23 protein-coding genes (1 of these 23 cut by a window edge) are annotated in these 25,534 nt (G+C 72.7%); 9 read left to right on the forward strand and 14 right to left on the reverse strand.

Features of this window, described 5'->3' with window-relative positions:
* Window positions 1-234 precede the first annotated feature (234 nt).
* The gene (locus K7C98_RS05030; protein WP_224190362.1) at window positions 235-1,071 is read left to right on the forward strand and encodes a hypothetical protein; all 837 of its coding nucleotides are present in this window, start codon (window positions 235-237) and stop codon (window positions 1,069-1,071) included.
* A 2-nt stretch (window positions 1,072-1,073) separates the two neighbouring features.
* Here K7C98_RS05030 and K7C98_RS05035 read toward each other — a convergent pair whose 3' ends face one another.
* Together K7C98_RS05035 and K7C98_RS05040 are read right to left on the reverse strand one after the other, a co-directional pair.
* The gene (locus K7C98_RS05035) at window positions 1,074-2,696 is read right to left on the reverse strand and encodes a hypothetical protein (protein ID WP_224190363.1); all 1,623 of its coding nucleotides are present in this window, start codon (window positions 2,694-2,696) and stop codon (window positions 1,074-1,076) included.
* A 34-nt stretch (window positions 2,697-2,730) separates the two neighbouring features.
* Window positions 2,731-3,798, reverse strand: a complete 1,068-nt coding sequence (locus K7C98_RS05040) for a hypothetical protein (RefSeq protein ID WP_224190364.1) — start codon at window positions 3,796-3,798, stop codon at window positions 2,731-2,733.
* Between the two features lie 810 nt (window positions 3,799-4,608).
* Here K7C98_RS05040 and K7C98_RS05045 point away from each other — a divergent pair.
* Window positions 4,609-6,990, forward strand: a complete 2,382-nt coding sequence (locus K7C98_RS05045; protein ID WP_224190365.1) for a serine/threonine-protein kinase — start codon at window positions 4,609-4,611, stop codon at window positions 6,988-6,990.
* Between the two features lie 30 nt (window positions 6,991-7,020).
* On the opposite strand, the gene K7C98_RS05050 is transcribed toward K7C98_RS05045, so the two are convergent.
* Window positions 7,021-9,375 (reverse strand): protein kinase domain-containing protein, encoded by a 2,355-nt coding sequence (locus tag K7C98_RS05050; protein WP_224190366.1) that lies wholly within the window; start codon window positions 9,373-9,375, stop codon window positions 7,021-7,023.
* A 130-nt stretch (window positions 9,376-9,505) separates the two neighbouring features.
* Between K7C98_RS05050 and K7C98_RS05055 the strand changes: the two genes are divergently transcribed.
* Together K7C98_RS05055 and K7C98_RS05060 are read left to right on the forward strand one after the other, a co-directional pair.
* Entirely contained in the window at window positions 9,506-10,075 is a 570-nt protein-coding gene (locus tag K7C98_RS05055) for a prolyl hydroxylase family protein (RefSeq protein WP_224190367.1), read from the forward strand.
* A 252-nt stretch (window positions 10,076-10,327) separates the two neighbouring features.
* On the forward strand, window positions 10,328-12,391 hold the full coding sequence (locus tag K7C98_RS05060; protein WP_224190369.1) for an FUSC family protein: 2,064 nt from the start codon (window positions 10,328-10,330) through the stop codon (window positions 12,389-12,391).
* 6 nt (window positions 12,392-12,397) lie between these two features.
* Here the strand turns inward: K7C98_RS05060 and K7C98_RS05065 are convergent, their stop codons facing one another.
* The 6 genes from K7C98_RS05065 to K7C98_RS05090 all read right to left on the reverse strand — a co-directional run bounded on the left by K7C98_RS05065 (window position 12,398) and on the right by K7C98_RS05090 (window position 16,308).
* The gene (locus K7C98_RS05065) at window positions 12,398-12,733 is read right to left on the reverse strand and encodes a hypothetical protein (protein ID WP_224190371.1); all 336 of its coding nucleotides are present in this window, start codon (window positions 12,731-12,733) and stop codon (window positions 12,398-12,400) included.
* An 18-nt stretch (window positions 12,734-12,751) separates the two neighbouring features.
* Window positions 12,752-13,123: a hypothetical protein gene (locus K7C98_RS05070; protein ID WP_224190372.1), complete on the reverse strand. Its 372-nt coding sequence runs from the start codon at window positions 13,121-13,123 to the stop codon at window positions 12,752-12,754.
* Window positions 13,124-13,165: 42 nt separating this feature from the next.
* Window positions 13,166-13,312 carry a hypothetical protein gene (locus K7C98_RS05075; RefSeq protein ID WP_224190373.1) on the reverse strand — a complete coding sequence of 49 codons (147 nt, stop codon included), beginning with the start codon at window positions 13,310-13,312 and terminating at the stop codon, window positions 13,166-13,168.
* 234 nt (window positions 13,313-13,546) lie between these two features.
* The gene (locus tag K7C98_RS05080; RefSeq protein WP_224190375.1) at window positions 13,547-15,082 is read right to left on the reverse strand and encodes an FAD-dependent oxidoreductase; all 1,536 of its coding nucleotides are present in this window, start codon (window positions 15,080-15,082) and stop codon (window positions 13,547-13,549) included.
* A 143-nt stretch (window positions 15,083-15,225) separates the two neighbouring features.
* Window positions 15,226-15,633, reverse strand: a complete 408-nt coding sequence (locus K7C98_RS05085) for a KGG domain-containing protein (protein ID WP_224190376.1) — start codon at window positions 15,631-15,633, stop codon at window positions 15,226-15,228.
* Window positions 15,634-15,834: 201 nt separating this feature from the next.
* Window positions 15,835-16,308 (reverse strand): hemerythrin domain-containing protein, encoded by a 474-nt coding sequence (locus K7C98_RS05090; protein WP_224190377.1) that lies wholly within the window; start codon window positions 16,306-16,308, stop codon window positions 15,835-15,837.
* Between the two features lie 304 nt (window positions 16,309-16,612).
* On the opposite strand from K7C98_RS05090, the gene K7C98_RS05095 reads away from it, so the two are divergent.
* Both K7C98_RS05095 and K7C98_RS05100 read left to right on the forward strand, forming a co-directional pair.
* A complete protein-coding gene (locus tag K7C98_RS05095; RefSeq protein WP_224190601.1) occupies window positions 16,613-17,731 on the forward strand; it encodes a glycosyltransferase in 1,119 nt (372 codons plus the stop codon).
* 326 nt (window positions 17,732-18,057) lie between these two features.
* Window positions 18,058-19,311 (forward strand): PAS domain-containing sensor histidine kinase, encoded by a 1,254-nt coding sequence (locus K7C98_RS05100; RefSeq protein WP_224190378.1) that lies wholly within the window; start codon window positions 18,058-18,060, stop codon window positions 19,309-19,311.
* 1 nt (window position 19,312) lies between these two features.
* Here K7C98_RS05100 and K7C98_RS05105 read toward each other — a convergent pair whose 3' ends face one another.
* From K7C98_RS05105 to K7C98_RS05125, 5 genes are all read right to left on the reverse strand, one after another.
* Window positions 19,313-19,957 carry a response regulator gene (locus K7C98_RS05105; RefSeq protein ID WP_224190379.1) on the reverse strand — a complete coding sequence of 215 codons (645 nt, stop codon included), beginning with the start codon at window positions 19,955-19,957 and terminating at the stop codon, window positions 19,313-19,315.
* A 73-nt stretch (window positions 19,958-20,030) separates the two neighbouring features.
* Window positions 20,031-20,651, reverse strand: coding sequence for a response regulator (locus tag K7C98_RS05110; protein WP_224190380.1), 621 nt, complete (start codon window positions 20,649-20,651; stop codon window positions 20,031-20,033).
* Between the two features lie 182 nt (window positions 20,652-20,833).
* Complete coding sequence (locus K7C98_RS05115; protein ID WP_224190381.1) at window positions 20,834-21,394, reverse strand: superoxide dismutase family protein; 561 nt, start codon at window positions 21,392-21,394, stop codon at window positions 20,834-20,836.
* 292 nt (window positions 21,395-21,686) lie between these two features.
* Window positions 21,687-22,184 (reverse strand): hemerythrin domain-containing protein, encoded by a 498-nt coding sequence (locus K7C98_RS05120; protein ID WP_224190382.1) that lies wholly within the window; start codon window positions 22,182-22,184, stop codon window positions 21,687-21,689.
* A gap of 68 nt (window positions 22,185-22,252) precedes the next feature.
* Window positions 22,253-22,597, reverse strand: a complete 345-nt coding sequence (locus tag K7C98_RS05125) for a hypothetical protein (RefSeq protein WP_224190383.1) — start codon at window positions 22,595-22,597, stop codon at window positions 22,253-22,255.
* A gap of 229 nt (window positions 22,598-22,826) precedes the next feature.
* Here K7C98_RS05125 and K7C98_RS05130 point away from each other — a divergent pair, with 229 nt between their 5' ends.
* The 3 genes from K7C98_RS05130 to K7C98_RS05140 all read left to right on the forward strand — a co-directional run.
* Window positions 22,827-23,441 (forward strand): hypothetical protein, encoded by a 615-nt coding sequence (locus K7C98_RS05130; protein WP_224190384.1) that lies wholly within the window; start codon window positions 22,827-22,829, stop codon window positions 23,439-23,441.
* 775 nt (window positions 23,442-24,216) lie between these two features.
* Window positions 24,217-24,795 (forward strand): TetR/AcrR family transcriptional regulator, encoded by a 579-nt coding sequence (locus tag K7C98_RS05135; protein ID WP_224190385.1) that lies wholly within the window; start codon window positions 24,217-24,219, stop codon window positions 24,793-24,795.
* 267 nt (window positions 24,796-25,062) lie between these two features.
* Window positions 25,063-25,534: the beginning of a c-type cytochrome gene (locus tag K7C98_RS05140; protein ID WP_224190386.1), read on the forward strand. It continues 1,130 nt past the right edge of the window; only the first 472 of its 1,602 coding nucleotides appear in the window; it begins with the start codon at window positions 25,063-25,065; the stop codon falls past the right edge of the window.

Raw genomic sequence — 25,534 nt, forward strand, 5'->3', positions numbered from 1 at the left:
CGAGAGATGTCGACGCCTCGACTTCTTTGCCTGTACATGCTCGCGGCCTGCCAGGGTCCGGGAGCGGCTGCGTCGTCCTCGTTCGGGACGTCGATCGCGACGACGCTGCCGAGCACGACCGACGCAGGGAGCACGAGCGACGCGGCGGCGTCCGCGAGTTCGTCCGGCACGACGACGGCGACAGGCAGCAGCGGAGAGGACAGCGTCGCGAGCGTCGCGGGCTCGACGACGCTCGTGCTCGACGTCGGCACGGAGCAGGACGTCGAGAGCCCGCAGCCGGCGGGTTGCAAGGGGAAGATCGACTTCCTGTTCGTGATCTCGCGCGACCAGGTCATGGCGGAGGGGCAGGCGAAGCTCGTCGCTGCGTTCCCGGACTTCGTCGAGACGATCGAGACGAAGTTCGCCGAGTTCGACTACCACATCATGGTTGTGGACGCGGATAATCACTGGGGCTGGCCGACGTGTACTGCGCAGTGTCCGGAACTGGAGGGCCTGTGCGGGACGATGGACTATCCATGCGATCACGCCCCGTCCGCGTGCGATGGGGATATGGGCGCAGGCACGATCTTCAACGCCGGGCTCAACGCGCCGAACAAGCCGTGCGAGCTGGCGAGCGGGCGCCGCTACATCGAGAAGGGTCAGCCCGAGTTGGTCGAGACCTTCACCTGTCTCGCGCAGGTCGGCACCTCGGGGTACAACCGCCTCGGGGATGCGGTGGCGGCTGCGGTGAGCTCCGCGATGACGGAGTCTGGGGCTTGCAACGAGGGTTTTTTGCGAGACGACGCGCTTCTCATGGTGACGATCATCGGACCGCCGGATCAGGATTCGCTGGGCAAGCCGAAGGAGTGGGCGCAAGCCTTGCTGGACGCGAAGCACGGGGACGCGGACTCCGTGGTGATGTTCCGGATCTGCGACGCCACGTGTCCCGTCTATGATGCGGCCTGCACGTTGACGAAGTACTACTTCCCGTACCACCACATCGAGAGCCTCAACGTGCCGGCGTTCGGACCCGCGTTCGATGTGGCGACCGACCTGGTCGAGACGGCGTGCTCGGCCTTCATCCCCGGTTGAAGCTAGCCGCCGATGTAGGCGATCGCGGGGTAGCCCAGCGCACCCATGCCGCCGGCGATCACATGCCCATAGGGACCAACGGCGACGGCGTATGCGATCTGCAACGTCACGGCGTCGCTGTGCTCGGCCGTCCAAAGCGGCTGGTTGCTCCCCGGGATCCACGCCTGAGCCCAGAAGATGGTGGACAGGGGATCGGTCTCGCGAGCTCCCACCACCACGGCGTAACCCGCAGGGTGCCATGCGACGGCATGCGGGCGTTTGATGCCGAGCCCCAGTGACACGGGCCACTCGAAGCCCATGCCCGGGGTGAACATCCGCAGCGCCCCCTCGGCCTCGCAGATGTCGCCGCAAGTGTAGGCACTGAGGATGAGGCGCCCCTGATCGTCCAGGGCCACGCCGGTCGCACCACTCTGCGTGCCCGGCCCCGCCGGTGCCACGGTCCAGGTCGGCTGAAGCGCGTCGGCCGCGAGCTCGAGCACGAACAAGCGGCTGCGCTCAGGTTGCATGTCGCCGTCGTGACGTCCCTTGGCTTCGCCGACGAGCGCGAGCTCGTCGCCGACGAACACGCAGTCTCGCGCCGTCTCGTCGATGGCGTGCTCCATGGTCGCCACGTAGTCGAACGCCTTGACGAGGCCCGGCGCGTTCGGGCGGAAGATCGCCACGAACGCGTCGAGGTCGAGGGTCGGCTGCGGGCGTGCGCCGCAGACCGCGACCATCTCCGGGTGGATCGCCAGCGCGTACGCGTCCTCCTTCGCGATGCCCTGGCCGATGTGCTCGAGCGGGCTGCCCCAGCTCGTCAGCTTGCCGAGCGTCCAGCGGGTGTCGTTGTTGTCGGTGCGGCTCGCGAGCGTGAAGATCTCCCCCGTCGGGGCGACCTTCATGTCGATCGCCGCGCACGTCGTGTCGGGCAGCGGGACGACCAGGTCGTCGTCGCTCCACGCGCCCGCGAGGTCGCGCCGGCGCAGGTAGCAGCGCGGCTGGTTGGCCGGGTAGTAGGTCCCGAATTCCAGCACGTCGCCGGCGGGGGTGACCGCGAGCGCGGCGATCGAGCCCTTGCCGATCAGCCCCGCGCTCTCCCAGAACAGCTCGGTGCCGGGCTCCGGTAGCGCGACCGTGAACGGGACGACGAGCGGCTCGCTCTCGAGCTCGGCGCGCCAGGCCGTGAAGATCGCCGAATGTGTCCCATTGGCCAGGCCCGAGACCATCACGATCTCGCCGGCGAAGGTGCCCGAGCCCAGGGCGGTGAGCTCGAGCGGCGCCTCGTCGTCCACTTGCATGCGGACGCCGTCGGCGTGCTCGGTGGCGATGCTCACCGCGATCGCTCCGCCGCTCGCGAGCGGATCGGGGCCGAAGATGTGTCCGACGATGAGCGGATCGAGCAGGGCTCCCGTGGTGCCGGCGGTGTCGGTGACGGCGTCGGTGCTCGTCGGGTCCGGGTCGATCGTCGTCGTCAGGATGCCGCCTCCGCTGCCGGTGGTGAGCGAGGGCCACTCGCCGCTGCTGGTCGACGAGTCGGCCGCGGTGGCGGAGCTGCCCGGTTTGGGGAAGTCCTTCCAGGCGGGAGCGTCGAGGCAGCCGCTCGGCGCGAGGGCGGCGAGAAGGACGGCGAGGCGAGCGTTCGTCATGAACTTGTCCTCCTTTGTTCTCTTCCTCTTCTTTTTAAAAGTGGCCGCGGAGCGTGAGGCCGGCGCCGGTCGGGCTGGCCCAGGGCGCGGCGGCGGTGGTCGTGCGGCGCTGTTTCACCGCCAGCAGCGTGATGCCGGTGACGAGCCCGACGAGCGCGACGGACCCGGTGGCCCAGGCGGCCGCGGTGAGGCGCTGGTGGCTCTGGTTGAGGCTGTATGCCTCCGCGTACTCCGCGGGGGTCGACTCTCCGCGCGCCTCGGCGAGGCTCGCCAGGCCGGCGATCTGCCCTGCTGCCTGACCTCGATAGTGGAGGCTCACGCCGAGCGCCGCCCCCGCCGCCGCTGCCACCGACAACGAGGCGATTCCGCCGCGGGCGCGGGCCGTCAGACCGCGGTCGTCCTCACGCTGCGACGGCACCGCCGGCGAAGTGTCGCGGACCGGACGCGCGGGTCCCTCGGCTCGCGCGTTCTCGCCGGTCTCTTCGGACATGTCGCTTGGAGCATGTCCCACGGGTCGTCCTCCGACCGCGACGAGATCGTCCTGCGCGGGCGGCGGTGGTGCCGCCGCGGGCTCGGCGGTGCCCGGCTGGCCCGTGGGGGCCGGCTCGGGCGTCGCCGCGGAGCTCTCGGTCGCGGGCGCCGGCGAGACGGCGGTCTCGGTCGAGCTCGCCGGCGAGCGCGACGCGAGGGCGGGCCGGGGCGTGGTCTTCGCGCACTGCTTCTCGCCGCCGCCCGCCGCCAGCAGCTTCGCGGTCACCTTGGCCAGGCGCGCCGCGGTCGAGGCGTCGTCGGCGAGGCCCGGGTCTCGTTCGACGCGACGGAGCAGACGGCGGGCGCGGCACAGGTTCGTCACCTTGCCCTCGCCCTCGTATACGCCGTGGAGGCCGCGGATGGCGAAGAAGGCCATCAAGCGGCGCTGCGACGGCTCGAGGTCCCGGCGCTCGAAGCCTCGCTCCGCCGCGTCGGCGAGCGCCTGGTAGCTCTTCTGCGCGGCGAGGTCGGAGACGAGCGCCTCGAGATCCTCGAAGCGCTGGGGGAGGCGGGCAGGAGCGGGGCCGAGGGCCAGCGCCGCCGAGACGAGGACGCCGAGAGCAGTGCTCACCCTCGCTGAGTACCACGAGCGCAGCCGGGTCAGGTACTCCAGGTGAGCGGCGGCCATGTTTACATCGATCCGTCAAGTCGCCGAACGCCGTGATGCGGCGGTGTCCGCGTCGCTCCGTGTCGACATTCGCCGGGGCCCACTCACGACTGCGTGCAATCGGGTAGGGCTCGGTGCCGACGCTCGCAGGGGCCCGTACGCGAGGCAGAACGCAAGTCGGTAGTGGCGAGGTCGGCCGGCTCTCTCGCGGCTGAAGGCAAGCTGGTAGGGCCCGACGTCGGCCGGGCGTACGCGAGGCGGACACAAGGAGGAGCGTACCTGCGACGTGCCTCACGCGAGGCAGAAGGCAAATCGGTAGTGCGGCGGTTGGGCGGGCGGCACGCGAGGCAGAAGGCAAATCGGTAGTGCAGAGGTTGGGCGGCACGCGAGGCGGAACACAACCCGGTAGGAGCGTCCGTGCGGACCGCGAGGCGGAAGACGGGCAGGGGAGGAGCATCCGGTGTGTCGAGCCTCACGCGAGGCTGCACGCAATCTCGTGGGACGGCCTTGCCGGCGTCGGCCGGGGCGTCGCCTCAGATGAACGCAAGCCGGTAGGACTTTCGTGCGACGACGCCAGGGGTCGCAAGCGTGGCTGAAACGCAAACCAGTAGACCTCCGACCCCACGTTGCGTCGAGCCTCACGCGTGGCTGAACCCGAACCAGGAGAGAGTTCGTTGATGATGCACGCACCGGCCGGACCCTTTGCCTCGGTAGCCTTTTTTGCGTCACCCGCCATTGACCGGACCCGTGCTCGACGGGCACGCTGGCGAGGCGATGGTGGATCCCTGGACCAGCCACAATGCACCGGCGGAGGCGCCGCCCGAGAACTTCACCGGCAGGACGCTGGCGGGTCGTTTTCGGCTGGACGAGCGGGTCGTCTACACCAGGACCTCGAGCCTGTACCGCGGCCGTGATCTTCATGGGCGAGCGGCGGTCGCCGTCAAGATCCTCCGGCCCGAGCTCGACGGCGGGCGTGAGGAACGATTCCGCCGCGAGGGCCAGATCCTCGCCAACATCCGCCACGCCAACATCGCCGACTTCATCGATTGCGGTCGCACCGGGGACGGGCTCTGCTACCTCGTGACCGCGTTCGTCGACGGGCTCTCGCTGGCCGAATGCATCGACGCCGAGCCGCTGCCGCTGGCGGAGGTGTGGCAGGTGGGCCTCCAGCTCGCGGACGCGCTCGACTGTGCGCACGAACGGGGCGTGATCCATCGCGACATCAAGCCGTCGAACGTGATGCGGACCGCGAGCGGTGTCGTCAAGCTCATCGACTTCGGGATCGCCAGGGTCGAGGCGAACGCGGAGCTCGAGGTCACGCCGGTGCGCCACCCCACGGCGATCGGCGTCGCCGTCGGCACGCCGGGGTTCGTCCCGCCGGAGGCCGGCGTGCAGATCGACGCCCGCACCGACGTGTTCGGCCTCGGGCGCACGCTGTATCGCCTGCTCACGCGCAACGCGGCGAAGGACGCGCCGGCGGGCCTCGAGAAGGTGCCGGAGCCGCTGCGACGCGTGGTGCTGCAGGCCATGCTCGACGAGCCGGCGGCGCGGATCGCCAGCGCGAGGGAGTTTCGCGGCCGCTGGCGCGAGGCCGGCGCGCAGGTGTGGCCGCTCGCCGACGTGCTGCCGCTCCGTCCGGCGCCGCAGGTGTGGCCGCCGCCGTCCAGTCAGGCGCCGGCGCCCGACCTCGTCGAGAAGTGCTCGCGCGCGAGCGCCGGCGAGCCGTGCACCACGACGGTCCCGCCGCGCCTGTTCGAGCGGCGCCTCGAGCTGCGCACGCTGCTCGGAAAGGGCCGACGGGGCCAGACCTGGCGGGCGTATCACCACACCCTCGGGCGCGACGTCGCGGTGAAGATCGTCCCGCGCGCGCTGCCCGACGGCGAGGTCGCGGCGGCGCTGTGCCGCGAGGCCATGGCCCTCGACAAGCTCAGGCACCGCGCGTTCCCGCGGGTGCTCGAGTGCGACTACGCCGAAGATGGCTCATGGTACATGGTCGAGGAGTACATCGACGGCGAGCCGCTGGGCGAGACGTTCAAGCGCGCCCCGATCGACCCACTCGTCGCGGTCGAGCTCGTGGGTGAGGTCGCCGAGGCGCTGGCAGAGGCGCACGCCCGCGGGATCGTCCACGGCGACATCCACGGCGGCAACATCCTGCTCGAGCGCGGCCTGCCTCCGCGCCCGCGTATCATCGACCTCAGCGAGTGCCGCCTCGCGGCGGCGTTCTTCGCCGCGACCGATCAGCGGTATGCCTCGATTCCCCTGCTCCGGCCGGATGTCGGCGCGATCCACGGTCATCCGTCGTTCTGCGCGCCCGAGCTGGGACGCGGCGCGCACCCGTCCGAGGCGGCCGACGTGTACGCGCTCGGCGTCGTCCTGTTCGTCCTCCTCACCGGCGAGCAGCGCGGCAACGGGGCCCTGCGCGAGCTCTTCGCCGAGGGCGAGCGCGAGGCGGCCGGCGAACGCCTCCGCGAGCGCGTGATCGCCAGCGCGCCCGAGCTCGCCGACACATTCATCGCAGCTGACCTTCAGGACATCCTCGCGCCGGAGCCCGAGCGCCGCACGGCGACGATGGCCGGGCTGCTCGAAATGCTGCGCGTCGAGGCCGAGGCGCTCCGCGAGCTGCGGAGCCCCGCCGCGGAGGTTCGGCCGGCCGCCGGACACGTCGAGCGGAACGCTCCGCCGTCGCGTGCGCTCCGAATCATGGCTGCAGGCGCGCTCGTCGTCGCGGCGCTCGCAGCGGCGACGGCGGCGCTGTGGCCGGCGCCCGCGCTCGACCCGACGGTCGCGACCGAGGACGACACGGAGCAGAGTTCTGACGTTGCGCCCACGCCTCCTGCACGAGCGGCGATGATCCCGGTGAACACGGCGGCCTCGCCGAGGCGGGCGGCGACACCGGCGACGCGCGCCGACGTGCACGCGGCTGTCGCGGCGCACCTCGCCGAGCTGCGCCGCTGCCCCGATGCGCCAGGCCGGCTCACGCTGGCGCTCGATGTCGGGCGAGGGGTCGCGCTGGCGGAGATCCAGCACGTCGAGGTCGATCCGAGTGAGCCGCTCGATCGCTGCGTCCGCGCGATCGTCGACAGCATCCGGCTGCCGACCTCCGCGACCTCGATTCGCCACACCCTCTCGCTCGATCTGAGCGACGGCGAGCTGTGATGATTCGAATCGCCTGAGGACCGGGGGCGGCTAGCCGCTCCAGATCGCGTCGACGATGGCGTCGGCGCGGCTCTGGATCTGCGCGCGCACTCTGGCGAAACCTGGCTCTTGGTGCAGGTGCAGCAAGAGCGGGCAGCGGTCGAGCCACAGCAGGTCGAACACGCCGGCGGCCGCGGCCCGGTCGAGCAGGTTCAGCGCGGTGGCGTCGTCCTTCACCGCGCCCGCGAGCTCGACCATGAGCTGCAGCAGGAACTGCTGCTGGCGCGTGCCGTGGCCGGCGCGGCCGAGCTCGAGGTCGACGGCGGCGAGGACCGGGGCCAGGGGCATGCGGCCGTCGTAGACGCCGAGCAGGGCGAGGTACAGCTCGCGGAATTGCACGTCCGGATCGTCGCGCAGCTCGGCCTCGAGGCGGGCGAGCAGGGCCGGGTCGCCGCGCCAGGTGGCGAAGCGGACGAGCACCGCCCAGGGGGCCCGCCGCTCGCGGTCGGGCCGGTCGGCCACGAGGCGGTCGTGGCGGTCCCAGTCGCCGTCGAACGCGGCCAGGCGGACCAGCTCCCAGCGGGCCACGCTGAGCCGCGGGTCGAGCTCGAGCGCGGCCCTGAGCCGGCGCTCGCCGTCCTCGACGTGACCTGCCTCGAGGAGCAGGCGACCGAGCAGCTCGTGCGCGTCGGCCGAGCTCGGCGCGCGGGCGATCGCGTTGCGGGCGTGGCGGGCGGCGGTCACCTGGTCGCCTGTCACGAGGGACAGGTTGGCGAGGGCGAGGTAGGGCTCGCCGAGCTGCGGGGCGCGGGCCAGGGCGCGCTCGGCCGCGGCGCGGGCGGTGGTGAGCAGCGCGGACGAGGTGTCCATCTGCACGAACGACAGGCGGACCGCGGCCATGCTGAGGCCCGAGGCGATCATCGGGCTCTCGGGGTCGAGCGCGGCGGCCTCGTGGAACAGCTCGACGGCGCGGAGGGTGTCGGGCGGGGTGAACAGGTGGTAGTGATGGCGCGCGCGCAGGTAGAGGTCGAGGGCGGCGGGGTCGGTGGGGGCCTCGCGGTCCTGGCCGTGCTCGTCGAGGGTCAGCGCGCCCGCGATCGCGCGGGTGGCCGGGCCGGCGAGGGTGAGCACCTGCTCGGGCGCGACCTCGAAGCGCTCGGACCAGGTCTGGAAGCCGCTGGCGACGTCGACGAGGCGCAGGCCGAGGCGCAGGCGGGGGCCGAGGCGGCGCAGCGAGCCGTCGACGACGAAGCCGACGGCGAGCGCGCGGCCGACCTCCTGCGGGTCGCGCTCGCCGTCGACGCGGGTGCGCGCGCGGACCCGCAGGCCCTTGAGCGCGCTGAGCGAGTCGATCAGGTCCTCGACCAGCGCGTCGGCGACGTAGCCGTCGATCTCGGGCCCGGCGACGAAGGGCAGGACCGCGAGCGTGCGCGCCGGCGTGCCGGCGACCGGCGTGTCGCGCCGCGACGGGGCCTGGATCGCCAGCAGCGTCGACGACGACGGCAGCGCGGGGTCGATGTCGGCCTCGAGCAGCGCGGCGCGCAGGGCCTCGGCGACCGCGCGGGCCGAGGCCGGGCGCGCGGGGGCCTCGCGGGCCAGGCAGCCGGCGACGATCGCCGCGATCGCGGGCGGCAGGCCGGGCGCCGCGGCGAGCACGTCGGGCGGCGGCTCGTCGAGGCGGCGCATCATGCTGGCGATCGCGCTGTCGGCCGGCCATGGCAGGGCGCCGGTCAGGACCTCGAACATCATCACGCCGAGCGCGTAGAGGTCGGTCTGCAGCGTGACCTCGCCGCCGGTGACCTGCTCCGGGGCCATGTAGGCCGGGGTGCCGCCGCCGTCCTGCGACTCGTCCTTGAAGGCGGCGACGCCGAAGTCGGTCACGACCACGCGCCCGCGCGGCTCGACGAGCACGTTGTCGGGCTTGATGTCGCGGTGGACGACGCCGGCCTCGTGGGCCGCCTCGAGCGCGTCGCACACGGCGATGAAGATCGGCGCGGCGCGCTCGACCGGCAGCCGGGGCTGGCGCTCGAGCACGTTCGCCAGCGGCTCGCCGTCGACGAACTCCATCGTCAGGAACCGGCTGCCCTGGTGCTCGCCGAGCTCGAAGGTGCGGGCGACGTTGCGGTGGGTGATCCGGCGCGCCAGCTTGACCTCGCGGCGGATCCGGTCCTGCGTCCCGCAGCTGAGCGACGGGTGCAGCATCTTCAGCGCCACCACCTCGTCGAGCTCCCGGTCGCGGGCGCTGAACACCATGCCCATCCCGCCGCGCCCGAGCAGCGCCAGCAGCTCGTAGCGGCCCGCGATCACCTGGCCGCGGATCCCCCGCAGCTCGAGGTCGCCCCAGTCGCCGGTGCCGCGGGCTCCGGGCACCTGGGTGTCGCCGATTTCGGTGGGCGTGCCGCTCACCGGCGCATCTTGCCGCGCTCGCGCAGAGACGTCCATCGGGGCCTCCTGTGGCCGTGCGCGGGCCGCTGCGGGCGCTTGCGCGAGCTCGCGCCTGCGGCCGGGACCGGCGGGGGACTGCTATGATTCGCCGATGTACGCCGGCTTCCTCGACCTGACCTGCCCGCTGTACTGGACCGTCGACGACGCGCTGTCCGCGGCCGACTGCGCGAGCTACGTCGAGAAGATGCGGACCGGTCGGGCCGAGGTGGCGCCGATCGTCGGGGCCGGCGGGGGGCCGGTGGTCGAGCCGGAGACGCGCAACAACACCCGGGTGATGTGGGACGACGCCGCGGAGGCGGACGCGCTGCTGGACCGCGTGCGCGAGCGGGTGCCGGCGCGGCTGTCGGGGCTGGCGCTGGTCGGCGCCAACCCGCGATTGCGGCTGTACCGCTACGGCCCGGGCGAGCGCCACGGGGCCCACTGGGACACGGTGGTGGAGCTGGCCGACGGGGTGCGCAGCATGCTGACGCTGGTGTTCTACCTCAACGACGGCTTCGACGGCGGGGCGACCGACTTCGTCGAGCTCGACGCCTGCGTGACGCCGCAGCGCGGGCGGGCGCTGCTGTTCCAGCACCGCGTGATGCACCGCGCCTGCGAGGTCACCCGCGGCGAGAAGTTCGTGCTGCGCACCGACGTGCTCTACCGGCCGGTCGAGGCGTAGCAGGTACTCTCGGACATGCTCCGAGGAGCATGTCCGCGAGGGCATGTTGTACTGGACATGCTCCGGAGAGCATGTCGTGAAGCGCATGGTCGCGGTCTGCGCCGCCGACGCGCCACCCGCCGCTTCGGCCGGGACGCCGGCGCTGGGAGGCCGGCGCGGTCGAGCGGGTGGCGCGCCGGCTCCGGCCCATTATTAAAAGCGCCGGGCATGACGCACGCGAGCGGGCGACGCTCCGAGGAGGAGTGAGGCGAGGTGCCCGGGCGGGGCGGGTTCGACGCGGCGCAGCTGGCCGACGCGGTGATCATCGCCGACGCGGAGCTCGTGCGCCTGCGCCAGGCCGCGCGCGTGACCCTGACGGCGATCGTCGCCGCGGCGCTGCTGCACCGCCTCGCCGCGGCGCTCGGCCAGCCGACGAGCATCGCCCTGGTCGGGATCAACGTGGCGATGATGGGCGTCGCCGTCGTCAACGACCCGACGCCGCGGGCCCAGCGGATCACCACCGCCCTCGTGCCGTTCGTCGCCGGCGCGGCGCTGGTCGCCGGCGCGCTGGTGTCTCATCAGCCGGGGCTGCGCGAGGTGCTGTTCCTGGCGCTCGCGTTCGTCGCGGTGCTGGTGCGCCGCTACGGCCCGCGCGGGCTGGCGCTCGGGCAGATCGCCTTCCTCGCCTACTTCTTCGCGCTGTTCTTCCGCGCCGACCTGACGCGGGTGCCGCTGATGCTCACGAGCGTCGGCATCGCCTCGACGCTGGCCTACGCGGCCCGCTTCTGGGTCGTGCGCGAGCGGCCGGAGACGCGGCTGTCGCTGCGCCAGGCGGCGCTGCGGCGGACCATCGCGGTTGCGCTGCACCAGGTGGCGGCGATCGTGGTCGAGGGGCGCGAGGCGCCGCGGCGCATGCGGGCGCTGCGGCGCACGCTCGGGGCGATCAACGAGTCGGTGCTGGCGATCGACGAGCAGATCGATCGCGTCGACCCGAGCGGCCCCGGGGGGTGTGCGCTGCGCGAGCAGGTGTTCGCGCTCGAGCTGGCGGTCGAGGAGGTGGCGGCCGCGGTGGTGCCGACGACGGCGCGCGACCGGACGACGCGCGAGGCGATCGCGGCGGCGCTGCTGGCCGTGCGCCAGGCCGTGCGCGCGGGCGGGGACGCGGCCGTGAGACCGGCGATCGCGGCGATCGACCGGCTCGCCCGCAGCGACGGCCGCGACGTGGAGCTGCTGGCGCAGATCGCCGCGCTGCTGCGCTCGCTGCTGGTGGCGCTGCGCCCGGACGTCCACCTGGCGCCGGCGTCGGGGCGGCTCACGGCGCCGGCCGAACCCCGCGCGACGACGCCGCGGCCGACGTGGCGCTGGTCGCTGCGCCTGGCCGCGCAGGCGACCCTGGCCGTCGGCCTGGCGCTGGCGGCCGGTCACGCGGTCGCCAGCTCGCGCGCCTACTGGGCGGTGATGGCGTCGTTCATGGTGTTCAGCCGGGCCAACACGCGCGGGGCGGTGCTGGTGCGCGCGTGGCAGCGCCTGGTCGGCACGCTGGCCGGCGTGATCGTCGGCCTGCTGGTGGCGCACGCGGTGCAGGGCCACGTCTACCTCGAGCTGGTGGTGCTGTTCGGGTGCATGTTCGTCGCCTATTACACGCTGCAGTTCGCCTACGCGTTCATGGTGGCCGCGTTCACGACGGCGATCGCGGTGCTGTACAGCCTGCTCGGCATGTTCTCGACCGAGCTGCTGTACCTGCGCGTGGTCGAGACGCTGGTCGGCGTCGGCGTCGGCGGGGCGGTGGCGATGCTGGTGTTCCCGGTGTCGACGCGCGCGACGATCCGCGGCCACATGGTCGAGGGGCTGCACCTGCTCGCCGGCGACCTCGAGGCCGCGTTCGCCGTGCCCGGACCCGATCGCCCGGCCCGCCGCGAGGCCGCGCGGGCCCGCGACCGCAAGCTCCGCGACGTGAGGAGCGAGGTCCAGGGCGCCGCCGGCGGGGTGCCGCTGCGAGCGACCCGCGAGACAGCGCAGCTGTTCTTCGCGTTCGCGGCGGTGTTCTTCCACGCGCGGCCGCTGCTGATGCTCGACCCGCGGGCGCTCGACGAGGCCGCGCGCGCGCGGGCCCACGCGGAGGCGATGCACCTGGCGAGCCGCGCCCGCGCGCTCGCCGACCGGCTCGTCGGCGCGTCGCAGCTGCCGCTGCCCGCGGCGCTCCCACCGGCGGAGGTGGCCGCCGATCCGGCCCAGCGAGGGCTGCGTCGCCTCGACCGCGCGCTGTCGACGTTGGCCCGGGTGCTCGGCCAGACGCGAGCGCCGCGAGGCGGGCGGTCGCGGCCGATCGATCATTGACTGTCGTCACCCACTGCTCGTGATGCTTCGCGCCGGTTCCGACGGAGGCGGCAGCGCGCAGGGCCGTCGTCGCTTGAGTTTCCGGCGAATGTAGCGCTCGAACAGCCCGAGTGCGAGCGTGTTGCCGGCGAACAGCAACGCCATCTTGGCGAGAAAAGGCAGCGCGACCAGCCCCAGAGCCGTGCTGAACGTCGCAGCGAACAGCCCGAACCAGGGGCCGACGACCCGCCAGACTGTGCGTCGATGCCAAAAAGCGAGGGTCGGAATGACCCACCACCGCTGGGGCTGGGACAGCCTTGTTCGCTCGTCGCCGGTCCCGGCCGGGACCAGCAGAGCTCTCAAGGAATGGGGCATTCTGGCTTACACTTTCGCGGACAGGCCCCACTTTGTGAACCCGCAGGCGCCCCTCTGCTCTTCCTCCAAGGCCTGCACGAGCGACTCATCCGCAAGGGCGGCGAACATGGTCGCTATCAGCTCCGAGGATTCCAGAACTTCGTCGGGGATCACACTACGGCTTCCGGCCTCGGTGCCGTCGGAGGATGCCAACACGACGAGGTCGTCAATCCGCATCTCTATCTCCGCGACCGCGGGATTCGCCGAGACCGCCAAGTGCACGCGTACGCGGTGTCCGTTCACCTCGCCATCGGTCTCGAGGGTATGCTCGTCAGCCGGAGCGCCGGTACCCGGAGCCGGGGTTGTTGCGAGAACACCGGCGAGAAGGGCGTGCTTCATGCCAATCGCTTATGGATTGGCGATCGAATTCCGCAAGGCGGATCAAGAAGAATTGACCGCGACGGCCCCACTCGCCGCTCGAGCGGCCAGATCGAGGGTCAGCTCCTCGAGCAAGCGGCCTTCCACATGCAGCCACTGCACATGTTCGATTCGCGGGCGCTCGACGACGTCGCGCTCGCGCGGGCCCACGAACGCGAAGGACCTGCCGCGCCGCGCTCGCGCGGTCGCCTGGCCGGTGGCGCCGAACTGCCGTTGCTCGGCGCGCTCCCGCCGGCGGAGCCTGCCGCCGATCCGGAAAGCGCGGGCCGCGTTGTCGACGTGGCCTGGGCTAGCGAGCCGGGGGGCCGCGAGGCGGCTGCCCGCGGCCCATCGATCATGGATCGACGATCGACAGCGAGCTCGGGCGCACCCGATCGGGCGAAATCACCGCAGGGTGCGTGGGTCGAGCACGCGCAGGCTGGAGCGGGCCGGGCCGGCGATGACGTCGCCGAGGCGATCGAAGCGCGAGCCGTGGCACGGGCAGTCCCACGTCTTTTCGAGGTGGTTCCACGACACCGAGCCGAGCAGGTGGGTGCAGGCGGCCGAGCAGGCGTGCACCTCGCCGTCCTCGTCGCGGTAGACGGCCACGCGCGACAGGCCGGAGCGGAGGATCGCGCCGCAGCCGGGGGCGACGTCGGCGACCGAGTCGACCTCGCCGGGGCGCAGCCAATCGGCGTACTGGGCGGCGACGTTGGCGTTCTCGCGCACGTACTCGTTGGCGCTGCGCAGCGGCCGGCGCTTGGGGTCGTACAGCCCGCCCCACGGGCTGTTGTCGCCGACGATCTGCGCGCTCAGCATCATCGCCGCCGCGGTGCCGTGGGTCATGCCCATGCCCGAGTCGCCGGTGGCGACGAAGACATTGGTGGCACCGCCCGGGTCGGCGCCGATGTACGCCAGGCCGTCGAGCGTCTCGAACACCTGCCCCGACCAGCGGTACAGCCGCTCCTGGGCCGCCGGCACGCGCGCCCGGGCCCACGACTCGAGCACCGCGAAGCGCCGCTCGCCGTCGTCGGCCTGGCCGGTCTTGTGATCCTCGCCGCCGACGATCAGGACATCGCCGGCCAGCGTCGCCTGCAGGCGGATATAATGATAGGGGTCGCCGGTGTCCCAGTACAGCGCCGGCGGCACGCTGCCGGGCGGGACCCGCAGGCCGACGACGTAGGTGGTGTACGAGGCCTGCTTGCTGTGAATGGCGAACAGGTCGCAGATCGGCGAGCAGGTGGCGACGATCGCCGCGCCGCTGCGCACGTGCACGCCCTGCGAGGTCCTGGTGACGACGACGGCGCCGCCCTCGACGTCCTCGACGCGCGTGTCGCCGTGGATGACGCCGCCGCCGCGCACGATCGCGGCGCACAGCCCGGCGAGGTACTTCAGCGGGTGGAACTGGGCCTGGTCGGGGAAGCGCAGGCAGGGGCCGTCGAACTGCGGCGCGCTCGCCAGCAGCTCGACCCCGCGCCAGCCGAACTCGTGCACGGTCTGCAGCTCGCGGCGCAGCAGCTCCTCGGTGTGCTCGGGCGCGAGGAACAGGTAGCCGTCGCGGCGGAAGAAGTCGCAGTCGATGCCCTCGTCGCGCGCGATCGCCTCGATGCAGTCGATCGCGGCGGTGTGGCTCTCCCAGGCCTGCCGCGCCGCCTCGAGCCCGCGCACGCGCGCGAGCTCGCAGTAGCGGTCGTCGAGCTCGTTCGACAGGTGCGCGGTGGTCCGGCCGGTGTTGCCGCCCCCGGGCTGGTGACTGTCGAGCACGACGACGCGACGACCGGCGCGCGTGAGCAGCAGCGCCGCGGTCAGTCCGACGAGCCCGGCGCCGACGATGCACACGTCGGCCTCGATGTCGCGGGTGAGCGGGACGAAGGTCGGCAGGTCGCAGGTGTCCTGCCACAGCGAGCGGGTGCCTTCGGGGAATTCGTCGTCGGTCGCCATGCCGACAATGCTTGGCGATCCGGCGCGAAGGTCAAGGGCGGTCCGCGCTTTGCGGGGTGCTCACATTCCCATGTGCGAGCGACGGACGCTCGGCCCGGCGAGCCGGGCCGGACGTCCGTCGCTGCGAGCCTCGTGCGCGGCGCTCAACGGTTGCGCTCGCCTCGCTCGCCGCGGCCCTGGCCGCCGCTCTGCGAGCGGGAGCGGCGCTCCTCTTCCTCCTCGCCGCGCCGCTCGCTGCGGGAGCCCTCGCTGCTGCGAGAGCCCTCCTCGCCGCGCGAGCGGCCGCCGTGCGACGCGTGGCCGCCCTTGGCCCCGATCTCGGCCATGTGCTCGCGGTCCTGGCTGACGGCCTCGCCGCCCTTGCGGCCGGCCGCGCGCGCCTCCTCCGAGGTGAACTCGTGGGCCGTGCCCTTCTCGTGGGCTGCGTGGCCGCCCTTGCTGGCGATCTCGCGCTGTTTCTCCTCGTCCATGCCGGCGAACCCGCGGCCGCTCTTGTGCTCGCCGCCGCGTCCGTGGCTCTGGTGCTTGGGGTCGTCCTTGTTGGTTGCCATGACGTGTCTCGCTTTCTTGCTGTGACGAATCGAGCCCGTCGATTCGTCCGTCGTCGACGGGCGACGTCGAGGTCAGGCCGTCGAGCCTGAATCCAAGTAGCGATGATTGTTATGCTCTCGGCGCCGTGGTCGGTTGCAGTATGGATCGGGGGGGCAAGGCGGCAAGCGGAACCGCGCGGCCCCGCGGTCGCGGTCGCCGGCTCACTCGGCCGCGCCGCGCTCCTCGCCGAGCATGCTCTGCACGATCTGGTCGCGCTCGGCCTCGTATTGCCGGGCCAGCTGCTGCGCCTCCTTCGCGCCCAGGACCTGCTGCGCCAGCGGGAACAGCTCGCCCTCCTCCTCGTCGACGTGGTGGCCGACCATGTCGGCGAGCACGCGCGCCTTGGCCGCCCAGTCGGCGTCGCGGGTGGTGGCTGCGTCGAGCTCTTCGAGCAGGAGGTCGACCTGACGGTGCTCCTCCAGGCTCTCGCGGATCTTGTCGCCGGTGGTCTTCTCCTCGAGCAGGCGCGAGTAGAAGACGGCCTCCTCCGCCCGCGAGTGCGGCACCAGCTTCAGGCGGATCTGATTCAGCAGCTCGCCCGCCTCGCTGCCCTTGGCCTCCTCGAGCTGGTGAAACAGCTCGCCGACCTCGTCGTGTTCGAGCTTCAGGATCTCGTAAATCTGGGGCTTGTTCATGGTGATTCCTCCCGCGGTGCCGGGAGCGTGGGCGCGCTCGTGCGAGCGGCAAGCGCGGGGCCGCTGTACCTCACGGGTCGCGCCGGCGATTCGATGCCGGCGACGACTCGCACGACCGTCACTCTGCAGAGACCGCCGCAGCACCGGCGCGGCTCGAAGGCGGCGGCGAGGCCGGCCCGGCGCGTGCGCAGAGGGCGGCCGCCCGTGCGGGCCTCAGCCGGCCGGAACGCCCTCCCGGCGCGCGTCGCAGTGGTATTTCCGAGGGTTGCACGATCAGGGAGCTCGTCCATAGACCGCGGTGACGATGCGCGACGAGGGCAGCGCCCCTGGCCGCGACGGCGCCGCCCCGGCCGCCGTCGCCGACGACTACGACCTGCTGTGCGTGTCCGGCCGCCCCTGGGGCGCGCCGTGGTGCCGCCAATTGCTGGCCCGCTGCGCGCGCCGGCGGCGGGTGTTTTACGTCGAGGCCGCGCGTGCCACGGCCGGTCCGCCGCGGCTCGACTTCCACCGGCCCGAGCCGCGGCTGGTGGTGGCCACCCCGTATCTGCCGCGCGGCGACCACCGCGCCGCGGCGCTGCCGGGGCTGCTCGAGCGGCTGATCGACGCGCACGCGGTCCGGTCATTCGTGCTGTGGCACGATTCGCCGCAGGTGGCCCGCGACTGCCGACAATTGCGCCCGCTCGTCACCGTCTACGATCGCACCGACCCGCGCTGGGCGCCGTCCGGCGGCGGGGGATCGACCTGCCCGGCCGATCTGGTGTTCGTCAGCGGCCACGAGGTCGCCGTCGCCGAGGCCGACCCGCCGGCGTCGACGCACGCGTTCCTCGGCGGGGCGGACATCGAGCACTTCCGCCGGGCCCGCGGCCGCCTGCCCGAGCCGCTCGACCAGGCCGCGATCCCGCGGCAGCGGCTCGGGGTGCTCGGCCCGATCGACGCGGACCTCGACCTCGAGCTGCTGGCCGGCATCGCCGACCTGCGGGCCGACTTCCAGCTCGTGCTCCTCGGCGGCGTCCGGGTCCGGCCGGGCCGCCTGCCCCGGCGCAGCAACATCCACTACCTCGGCGCCAGGCCGCACGCCCGGCTGCCCGCGTACCTGGCCGGCTGGGACGTCGCGCTGCTGCCGTACACCCGCGTCCGCGAGCCCGAGCGACCGCTCGAGTACCTCGCGGCCGGCAGATCGATCGTGGCGACGCCGCTGCCCGGGCTCATCGATCCGTACGGCGTCCAGGGCCTGGCGGCGATCGCCGACTCGCCCGAGGAATTCGTCGTCGCGGTCGAGTGCGAATTGCGGCGCAGCGAGCGGCGACGGTGGTTGCAGCGGGCCGACGCATTCCTCGGCGAGCGCTCGTGGGACCGGACGTGGATCGCCATGGAGAGGTTGATCTCGGCCGCCGTCGACAATCGCAGCACCGCTGTCCCGTGAGTCGCGATTGTCGAGACCGCGGCGGAGGGCCCGCCGCTCGCGGCGGCACCGACGGGGCCGGCGACGCCACCACGGCAGCGCCTGCTGGCGCGGGCTCGTAGATCGGCGCGCCGACGCGCGCCGCGATTCTGCCGCTGACGAATTCGTAAATCAGCTCACCAAAATCTCCGATGCGCATCGGCAGACGACGCCAGGGACTTGCCTGTTCGTCGCTCGCGGTGATAAAGGAGGATGATGGTGCCGGCGGCCTACACAATCGTGGTGCTCGCGCTTCGGGACGTCGGCGAGCGCGAACTGACGGGTGAGGATTGACGGCGAGACCGCCGATGGCCGGGGCGAACAACGCCGAGCAGCACGCCGAGGTCGACCGCCTCGCCCGGCTGATCGACGAGATGGAGGCGCAGCACCTCCGCGGCGGCGAGATGCCCGTCGTCCCCGACGAGCCGCTCGACGCTCACCGCGACGCGACCGCGACGATGCTGGGCAGCAACGCCGAGTCGGCGCTGCAGCTCGAGCACAAGCGCCTGACCCTGGCCCTCGCTGCCAGCGGCGCCGGGCTCTACGAGTACACCTGGCCGGCCGCGGAGCTGCGTCCGAGCCCGCGCTGGTCGGAGCTCGTCGGTCACGACGTCGACGCGCCGGTCGAGGGCGCGGCGCTGTGGGAGTGGTTCGACGCTCGCATCGCCGCCGGCGACCGGCCCGCCCGCGAGGCTGCGCGGGCCCGCTTCGTCGCCGGCGAGAGCGCCACCTATGTCGCCGAGTTCCGCCTCGACCGCGGCGACGGCAAGACGGTGTGGCTGCGCGAGCTGGCCCAGACGGCCGAGCGCGAGCCGGGCGGCCAGGCCCGCCGCGTCGTCGGCGTGCTGATGGACATCAGCGCCGAGCGGCGCCGCATCGAGGCGGCCGCGCGCCAGACCGAGCTGCTGCGCGCGCTGTCGGCCGCGCTGTTCCGCGTCGAGGAGAACGAGCGGCGCGAGCTGGCGACGCTGCTGCACGACGTGCTCGGCCAGCACCTCGTCGCCGCCAGGTTGCAGCTCGGCGCCCTCGCCCCCGCCGCCTTCGCCCCGGAGGGCCGCGAGAACCTGAAGAAGATCGCCGAGATCCTCGACCAGGCCCACCAGGCCGTCCGCTCGGTCACCCTTCAGCTGCGGCCGCCGATCCTGCAGGACCTGGGCCTGGTCGCCGCGCTGCGCTGGCTGGCCCGCGAGACCACCGGACAGTTCGGCCTCGCCATCACCGTCGCCGCAAAGGAGCCGCTGCCGCGGCTGGTCGGCGAGCCGGAGTACCTGCTGTTCCGCTGCGTCCGCGAGCTGCTGCTCAACGTCGTCAAGCACGCGGGTGCCTCGGCGGTCCGCATCGAGGTCGGCGACGAGGAGGACGAGCAGCTGGTGATCCGCGTGATCGACGACGGCCGCGGCTTCGACCTCGAGCGGGTGAGCGCCGAGCGCATGACGAACCGCAGCTTCGGCCTGCTCAGCGTGCAGGAGCGGATCGTCGGCCACGGCGGGCGCGTGCGCATCGACAGTGGCGTCGGCCGCGGCACGCGCGTCGCGCTGTGCGTGCCGATCGCCGGGCCGTGAATCAGTCGCGCTTCCTCTCGTGCACGAGCCCGCGCTCGATCGCGTAGCGGGTCATGGCGGCGGTCGAGTTCAGCCCGAGCTGACGGGAGATCCGGCACTTGTGAAACTCGACGGTCTTGAGGGCGATGCCGAGGTCGGTGGCGATCTCCTTGCCCGCCATGCCGGCCGCCACGCGCGCCAGGACCTCCTGCTGGCGCTCGGTGAGGTCCAGCGAATGACGCCGGCCCGGGGCGCTCGCCTCGCGCCTCGCCAGCAGCGCCTCGATCTGCGGCGAGACGTGGACGCCCCCGGCCGCGACGGTGCGCAGGCCGGCGATCAGCTCGGCGGGCGAGGCGTCTTTCAGCACGTAGCCCCACGCCCCGGCGGCCAGGCACTCGCGCGCCCGCACCGGATCGGCCCGCTGGGTGACGAACACGCAGCGCACCGCCGAGTTGCTGCGCCGCAGCTGTCGCACGAGGTCGACGCCCTGCCGCCCCGGCAGCTCGACCTCGAGCAACAGGAGGTCGGGGTGCAGCCGGAGCGCCGCCGCCAGCGCCGCGGCGGCGTCGGTGAACAGCCCGAGGACGCCGAATTCGGGCCGCAGCAGCGCAGCGAGGGCCTCCAGTACCAGAGTGTGATCATCCACGAGCATCACGCTGGGGCGCATGCATCACCTCGTATCGAGGTTACACCATCGCCGACGTCGTTCAAGCGCGGTTGGTCGGCGGGGCCGCCCGGCCTCAGCCCCTTCCGACGAGGCCGTGCTCGAGAGCATAGCGGGTGAGCTCGGCGATGCTGCGCAATCCGAGGACTCGCATCATGTTGGCCTTGTGGAACTCGACCGTCTTGCGCGAGATGCCGAGCACCTCGGCGATCTCGCGGGCCGGTCTGCCCTCCGCGACGAGCTGCAGGACCTCGCGCTGGCGCGGCGACAGGCTGTCGGTGAGGGCCTCTCGCGGGGCTTCCACGAGGTCGGCGAGCGACACGCCGAGCGCCGGCGACACGTACGAGCCGCCCGCCAGCACCTGCCGGATGGCGAACAGCAGCTCGGCCGAGGCCGCGTACTTGCTCACGTAGCCGCGCGCGCCGGCGCGAAACGCCTCGTGCACGTAATCCGGCTCGGCGTGCATCGTCACGAACACCACGCTGCTGCGCGGCGCGATTCGTCGCAGCTGCCGCGCCGCCTCGAAACCATTGAGCAATGGCATCGACACGTCGAGCAGGACCACGTCCGGCCGACATTGCTCGATCGCCCCGATCAGCGCCCGACCGTCGGCCACCGCCCCCACGATCTCGAGCTCGTCCGCCAGCAGCTTGAGCAGGCCCTCGCGGACCAGCGTGTGGTCCTCCGCGAGCAGCACGCGCGGCCGCCCGAGCCGCGAGACCGGGCCTGCGGGCGAGGTTCGCTGCGTGGGGGGAGGTCCGTGCAATCGTTCTCCGCGGCCGCGCCGGCGGGCCGGGAACCGGAAGACTATCGGCCGGTGTGGACCTCGCCAACGCGGAAAAACCCCTGCACGGCCTTCCTCGTGCGCCGAGAGCCGCGTCATTTGTTCGCGGTGACCGGCTCGGTGTCGCCGCCGCGCAGACGAATGACGCCACAGGCGATGCGGGCGCCCGAGTTGCCGGCCGGTTGCGAGGTGTAGTCGTCTGGGGCGGCGTGCACCACCACCGAGCGGCCGAGGATCCCCCGCGGCCCGCTGTCGAGGGTGAACCCCTCGATGTTCATGTCGAGGGTGGTCTGCTTGCCGCTGCCGGCGCCCGCCAGGTTGCCGAGGTCGCCGGCGTGGTGCCGGGCGGCCCTGGGCGCGCCGTGGTCGGTCTTGTCGGGGTTGAAGTGCTCCCCGGCCGACTTGCCGTCGGGCGCCGAACAGTCGCCGAACTCGTGGATGTGGAACCCGTGGTCGCCGGTCTGCAGGCCGTTGATCCGCGCCTCGACGTGGACCTGGCCGCTGCTGGTCGGCGTGAACGTCACGGTGCCGTCGACGGAGCTGGACCCCAGCGGCGCCAGCTCGGCGGTGGCGGTGGCGTCGGTCTTCGACCCGCCGCAGGCGGCCGCGACGGTGGTGAGGAGGATGATCGAGGCTGTCGCGAATTCGTGAGACATGGTTTCACCAGAGGGCGCAAGGCCCGGTCGGAGGGAACTTGAGGGGGCGAGGTCGGCGCAACTATGATCGATCATGACGGGTGAGCAGGCCCCTCGCAGCCACCGGCCCGAGGCAGAGCGCCCGCCGGGGAGGCGAATCGCCGCGCCTCGGCGCCGTTGTGCCGCGGCCCGGGCGAGTGCCGCGATTCCGGGGAGATCCCCAGGCGTTGCGCAGCTCGCGGCCGCGCCGGGCGGCTGCCGCGGCGAGGAGGACGATTCGCAGGATCGAGGCTCGCCGAACTCGAATGCAGGCTCAGGGACGCGAGCGCGGCGAGCCCGCGAGGGCGGCCGCCGATTCGCTGAGCCCGCTGATGTCGCGGAAGATGCGGGCCTGCTCGGCGACGAAGCAGGCCCCGAGCGCGGTCGACTCGCGCTCGTTCAGGGCCCCGCGCGCCAGCGTGAACAGGCTGCTCTCCTCGTCCTGCAGGTGCTGCTGGATCGCGTCGCACAGCCCCACGATCGTCGAACGCCAGCGCGGGTCGTCCGGCGCCACGCTCTCGGCCTCGCGCAGCCGCGCGTCGAGCCGCTGGTGCTCCTCGAGGCCCAGGAGCGCCCGCTGCTGCACGCCCTTCACGTGGATCATGTAGCTGTAGAAGACGTGCTCCTCGGCCCGCGCGTGGGCGGTGTAGCGGCGCAGCAGCTCGTGCAGCAGCGCCACCGCGGCCTCGCCCCGCGGGGCGCTGCGCAGCCGCAGCAGCGCGCGCTTGATCTGCTGGTGGTCGTCGCGGAGATGTTCGAAGAGCGAAGCCATGGTGTTCGCCGCTCAGGGTCTTGCCGGCTCATTCGTGGTGGGAGGTCGCGCGAGCATCCTCATGGCCGTCACGGCGGCGTGGGCGTGGGCGGAGGCTGGGGCGAGGGGGTCGGGGGCGTCGGCGGAGAGGGCGCGGGCGGGGTCGGAGAGGGCGCGGGCGGGGTCGGTGCAGGCGGTGCGTCGGGCGGCTTGGGGCCCGGGCTGGGCGGCGGCGGCTGCTTGGGCGGCGGCTGCGGCTGCGGCGGGGTGGGCCCCGGATCGGGGTTGGGGATCGGCGAGGGCGCGGGCGGGGTCGGTTGCTCGGCGCTCGCGGCCGTCACCGCGGCGGCGGCCGCGGGCGCGGCCAGTGAGACGAACGCGAACGCCATCGCCGTGGCGCTCGCACACAGGTGAGTCATCAGGCGAGTTTGCATGGAAAGACCGTAGCAGCGCGAATCAATGCGTCCAGCGCGGCCATCGGCGTCGGGGTATTCGCGACCGGCAGCGGCCGCGACCGCCGCGCGACCCTCGCCGCGTCGCGCGGGTCCACCGGGGCCATGCACACGCCATCCGGTGAGGTCGCCGCATTCGCCGGACGGCCGCACTATTTTGTGGCCCCGCCGCCGGCGTCGCTCATGGACTGGGCACCCGAAGGAGGACCCCATGGACGAACAGGGAAGCAAGAAAGAGCCGCTCAGCGATCTCGCATACGACTGGGTGACGATCATTCAGCACAAGTCGGAGGCGCTGCGCGCCTACGAGCAATACATGCAGGACGCGAGGCAGGCGAATTCGCCGGAGTGCCTGGAGCTGCTGCGCCAGATCCACGAGCAGGACTCGAACCACGTGCGGGAGGCCACGCGCCACCTGGTGGAGGTGCTGCAGCAGGGCCGAATGGCGGGCCAGGGCGAGGCGAGTCAGGGCGAGTCCCAGCGCATGCGCGAGGGCGGGGCCCGCTCGACCGGCACGACCCAGGGCATGGGCAGCCAGGGCGAGGGCGGCCAGCGCATGCAGCAGGGCACCCGCTCGACCGGCGCGACCCAGGGCATGGGCAATCAGGGCGAGCGCATGCAGGAAGGCGGCGCGCGCCAGACCGGCGGGGGCACCCAGATGGGCCAGGGCGAGGGTGGCCGCTCGATGGAGGGCGGCATGCGCCAGACCGAGTCGGAGCAGGGCCAGACCAGTCAGGCGAGCGGGCGCCAGGGCGAGCAGCAGCGGAGCCAGGCGCAGGAGCGCGAGGTCGGCCGCGGCCAGGGGCGGACGCCCCGGTCCGGCTGAACCCCCGCCGCGGCGATTGTGGGCACCCTCGCTCGCGTCGCCCGAAACAGCAGTCACGGACCCGCGTTCGGCCGCTCGCCTGCGGCTCGAACGCGGGTCTTGCGCGGAGTGCAAGGCGTCGGCTCGCCCGGGCGAAATCGCTACACCGAGCGCGACAGCGGGGCGCTCGCGGGGCGCTGTTTCGCCGCGGACGCCGGCCGCGAAGGCCCAGGGTAATTCCCAACATGATCGTCGTGCATGCATTCGTCGCTCGGCCCGGCTTGCGCGCGCGTCGGCCTCGATCACGGCTGCCTCGCAGTCGTCGGCCCTCGCCGGGTCTGCGGGAGTGACGCCCGACGCTCATTATTGGGAGGAGCATCGCGAGGGCCGACGACTGTGTATTCACCGACGCGGGCCATCCCCACGCGCGAGCCCGCGTCGGTGGCGGACGGCCGCGGCGACGCGCCCGCGGTCGCGGTCGTCGACCTGGAGACGGGCCTCGCGGTCGGGCTTGCTCGGCCGGCCGACGAGCGGTCTGAATCGTGTCCGCCGCGCGGTTCCGCGAGGCCTGCGATCGCCGTCCGTGTCGCCCGCCCGCGCCCACCGGCCGCGGCCGATCGCTCGCAGAACGCCGTACAGAGGGCTTGACGCGGGCGAGGACTTTTCATAACTTGCTTGCTGCCAGCAAGTAAGAGTCGCCTTCGCCCCGAAGGCTTTGACAACGCGAGGCTTTGACAAGAAACAAATCTCAATGATCTCCGAGGCAAGAAGGCGGACGCAGGAGGAGCGAACGGCGATGTCCGAGCAGTTGATGACCGAGGCGGCCGTGAGCCTGCTGGTGGAGCGAGGGATCGCCGGCACCACGCTCGCGGGCATCGGCGAGCGCTCGGGTTATTCGCGCGGCCTGGTCACGCATCGCTTCGGGTCGAAGGCGGGGCTGTTGGCCCACGTGCACGACAGCATCGCGGCGGAGTGGCTGCGGCGGGTGCAGGGGGTGGTGGGTCGGGCCACCGGGGTGGCGGCGCTGCAGCGGGTCACCGACGCGCTCTACAAATTCATCGTCGACGAGCCGAAGGGGCTGCGGGCGATGTACTTGCTGCGCTACGCCAGCATCGACCCCAGCGCCGAGTACCGGGCCAACGTGGCCAAGCTGAACAAGGCGCACGTGCGGGCGTTGACGCGGTGGGTCGAGGAGGGCCAGGCCCACGGCGAGATCGCGGCCGAGGTCGACCCCGGGCTCGCGGCCGAGCTGTTCGCCAGCGTCGTCGACGGCCTGCTCTACCGCTGGCTCGTCAACCCCGACATCCCCGTCAAGGAGCTGCACGGGCTGATGCGCCAGCACATCGCTCGCGCGCTGCGGGCGGCGCAAACTTGAGCTCTCGATCGACCCCGCAATGGGGGTAGTCCACCACATGTCGTCTCTCCCTCCGAACCTCATGCCATCGCGTGCCGACGTCCGGCGCCGCTCGGCTCGTGGTTCGGCGGGCCGCGCCTTGCCGGCCGCGACCGCGGCGGGGCATCCTGGCGTCGATCACGGGGTCCAGGCCGAGCTCGCCGCGGGCGGGTGTTCGGCCGGTGTGCGGCGATTTGTCCGTCGACGCTCCGAGCGGAGGCGCGACGGTCCAGGAGAAGGAGTGACGCGATGGCTGCGATGACACAGAGAGTGATGATCGGAGTGACGTGCCTGGCCCTGGCCGCCTGCGGCGACGCCGGAGCGCCGGGGCAGGCGAGCGACGGCGGCGACACCGGCACCGGCACGGGTACCGGCAATGACGTGACCACGGGGTCGGGGACCGGCGGCCCCGGCACGAGCCCCACCGATACGGGCGTCGAGCCACCGACCACCGGTTCATCTCACGGCGACTCGACCACCGGTGACGAGGACCCGCCGCCCGCGGCCTGCGTCATGGGCTATCCGATCCCCAAGGGCCCGCAGGTCCCGGGCGACGCCGAGGCCGGCTATTACGCCCTGCTCAACGAGGGCTACGTGACCTGCGGGATCCCCTTCGCCCTGTTCCCGATCGCCGCCCCGCTCCTCGGCTCGTTCAGCGAGGGCGATCCGCTGCCCGGGCGCACCGGCAAGAACGCCCAGGTGCCCTACAACTGGACCGTCC

Source organism: Nannocystis pusilla, assembly GCF_020073745.1.
GTDB lineage: Bacteria > Myxococcota_A > Polyangia > Nannocystales > Nannocystaceae > Nannocystis > Nannocystis radixulma.

Coding starts and splice junctions, on each gene's coding strand:
- K7C98_RS05120 (WP_224190382.1), bottom strand. CDS start 22,184: ATGGCTTCGCTCTTCGAACATCTCCGCGACGACCACCAGCAGATCAAG.
- K7C98_RS05135 (WP_224190385.1), top strand. CDS start 24,217: ATGTCCGAGCAGTTGATGACCGAGGCGGCCGTGAGCCTGCTGGTGGAG.
- K7C98_RS05105 (WP_224190379.1), bottom strand. CDS start 19,957: ATGCGCCCCAGCGTGATGCTCGTGGATGATCACACTCTGGTACTGGAG.
- K7C98_RS05070 (WP_224190372.1), bottom strand. CDS start 13,123: ATGAAGCACGCCCTTCTCGCCGGTGTTCTCGCAACAACCCCGGCTCCG.
- K7C98_RS05080 (WP_224190375.1), bottom strand. CDS start 15,082: ATGGCGACCGACGACGAATTCCCCGAAGGCACCCGCTCGCTGTGGCAG.
- K7C98_RS05125 (WP_224190383.1), bottom strand. CDS start 22,597: ATGCAAACTCGCCTGATGACTCACCTGTGTGCGAGCGCCACGGCGATG.
- K7C98_RS05035 (WP_224190363.1), bottom strand. CDS start 2,696: ATGACGAACGCTCGCCTCGCCGTCCTTCTCGCCGCCCTCGCGCCGAGC.
- K7C98_RS05100 (WP_224190378.1), top strand. CDS start 18,058: ATGGCCGGGGCGAACAACGCCGAGCAGCACGCCGAGGTCGACCGCCTC.
- K7C98_RS05095 (WP_224190601.1), top strand. CDS start 16,613: ATGCGCGACGAGGGCAGCGCCCCTGGCCGCGACGGCGCCGCCCCGGCC.
- K7C98_RS05045 (WP_224190365.1), top strand. CDS start 4,609: ATGGTGGATCCCTGGACCAGCCACAATGCACCGGCGGAGGCGCCGCCC.
- K7C98_RS05115 (WP_224190381.1), bottom strand. CDS start 21,394: ATGTCTCACGAATTCGCGACAGCCTCGATCATCCTCCTCACCACCGTC.
- K7C98_RS05090 (WP_224190377.1), bottom strand. CDS start 16,308: ATGAACAAGCCCCAGATTTACGAGATCCTGAAGCTCGAACACGACGAG.
- K7C98_RS05055 (WP_224190367.1), top strand. CDS start 9,506: ATGTACGCCGGCTTCCTCGACCTGACCTGCCCGCTGTACTGGACCGTC.
- K7C98_RS05130 (WP_224190384.1), top strand. CDS start 22,827: ATGGACGAACAGGGAAGCAAGAAAGAGCCGCTCAGCGATCTCGCATAC.
- K7C98_RS05085 (WP_224190376.1), bottom strand. CDS start 15,633: ATGGCAACCAACAAGGACGACCCCAAGCACCAGAGCCACGGACGCGGC.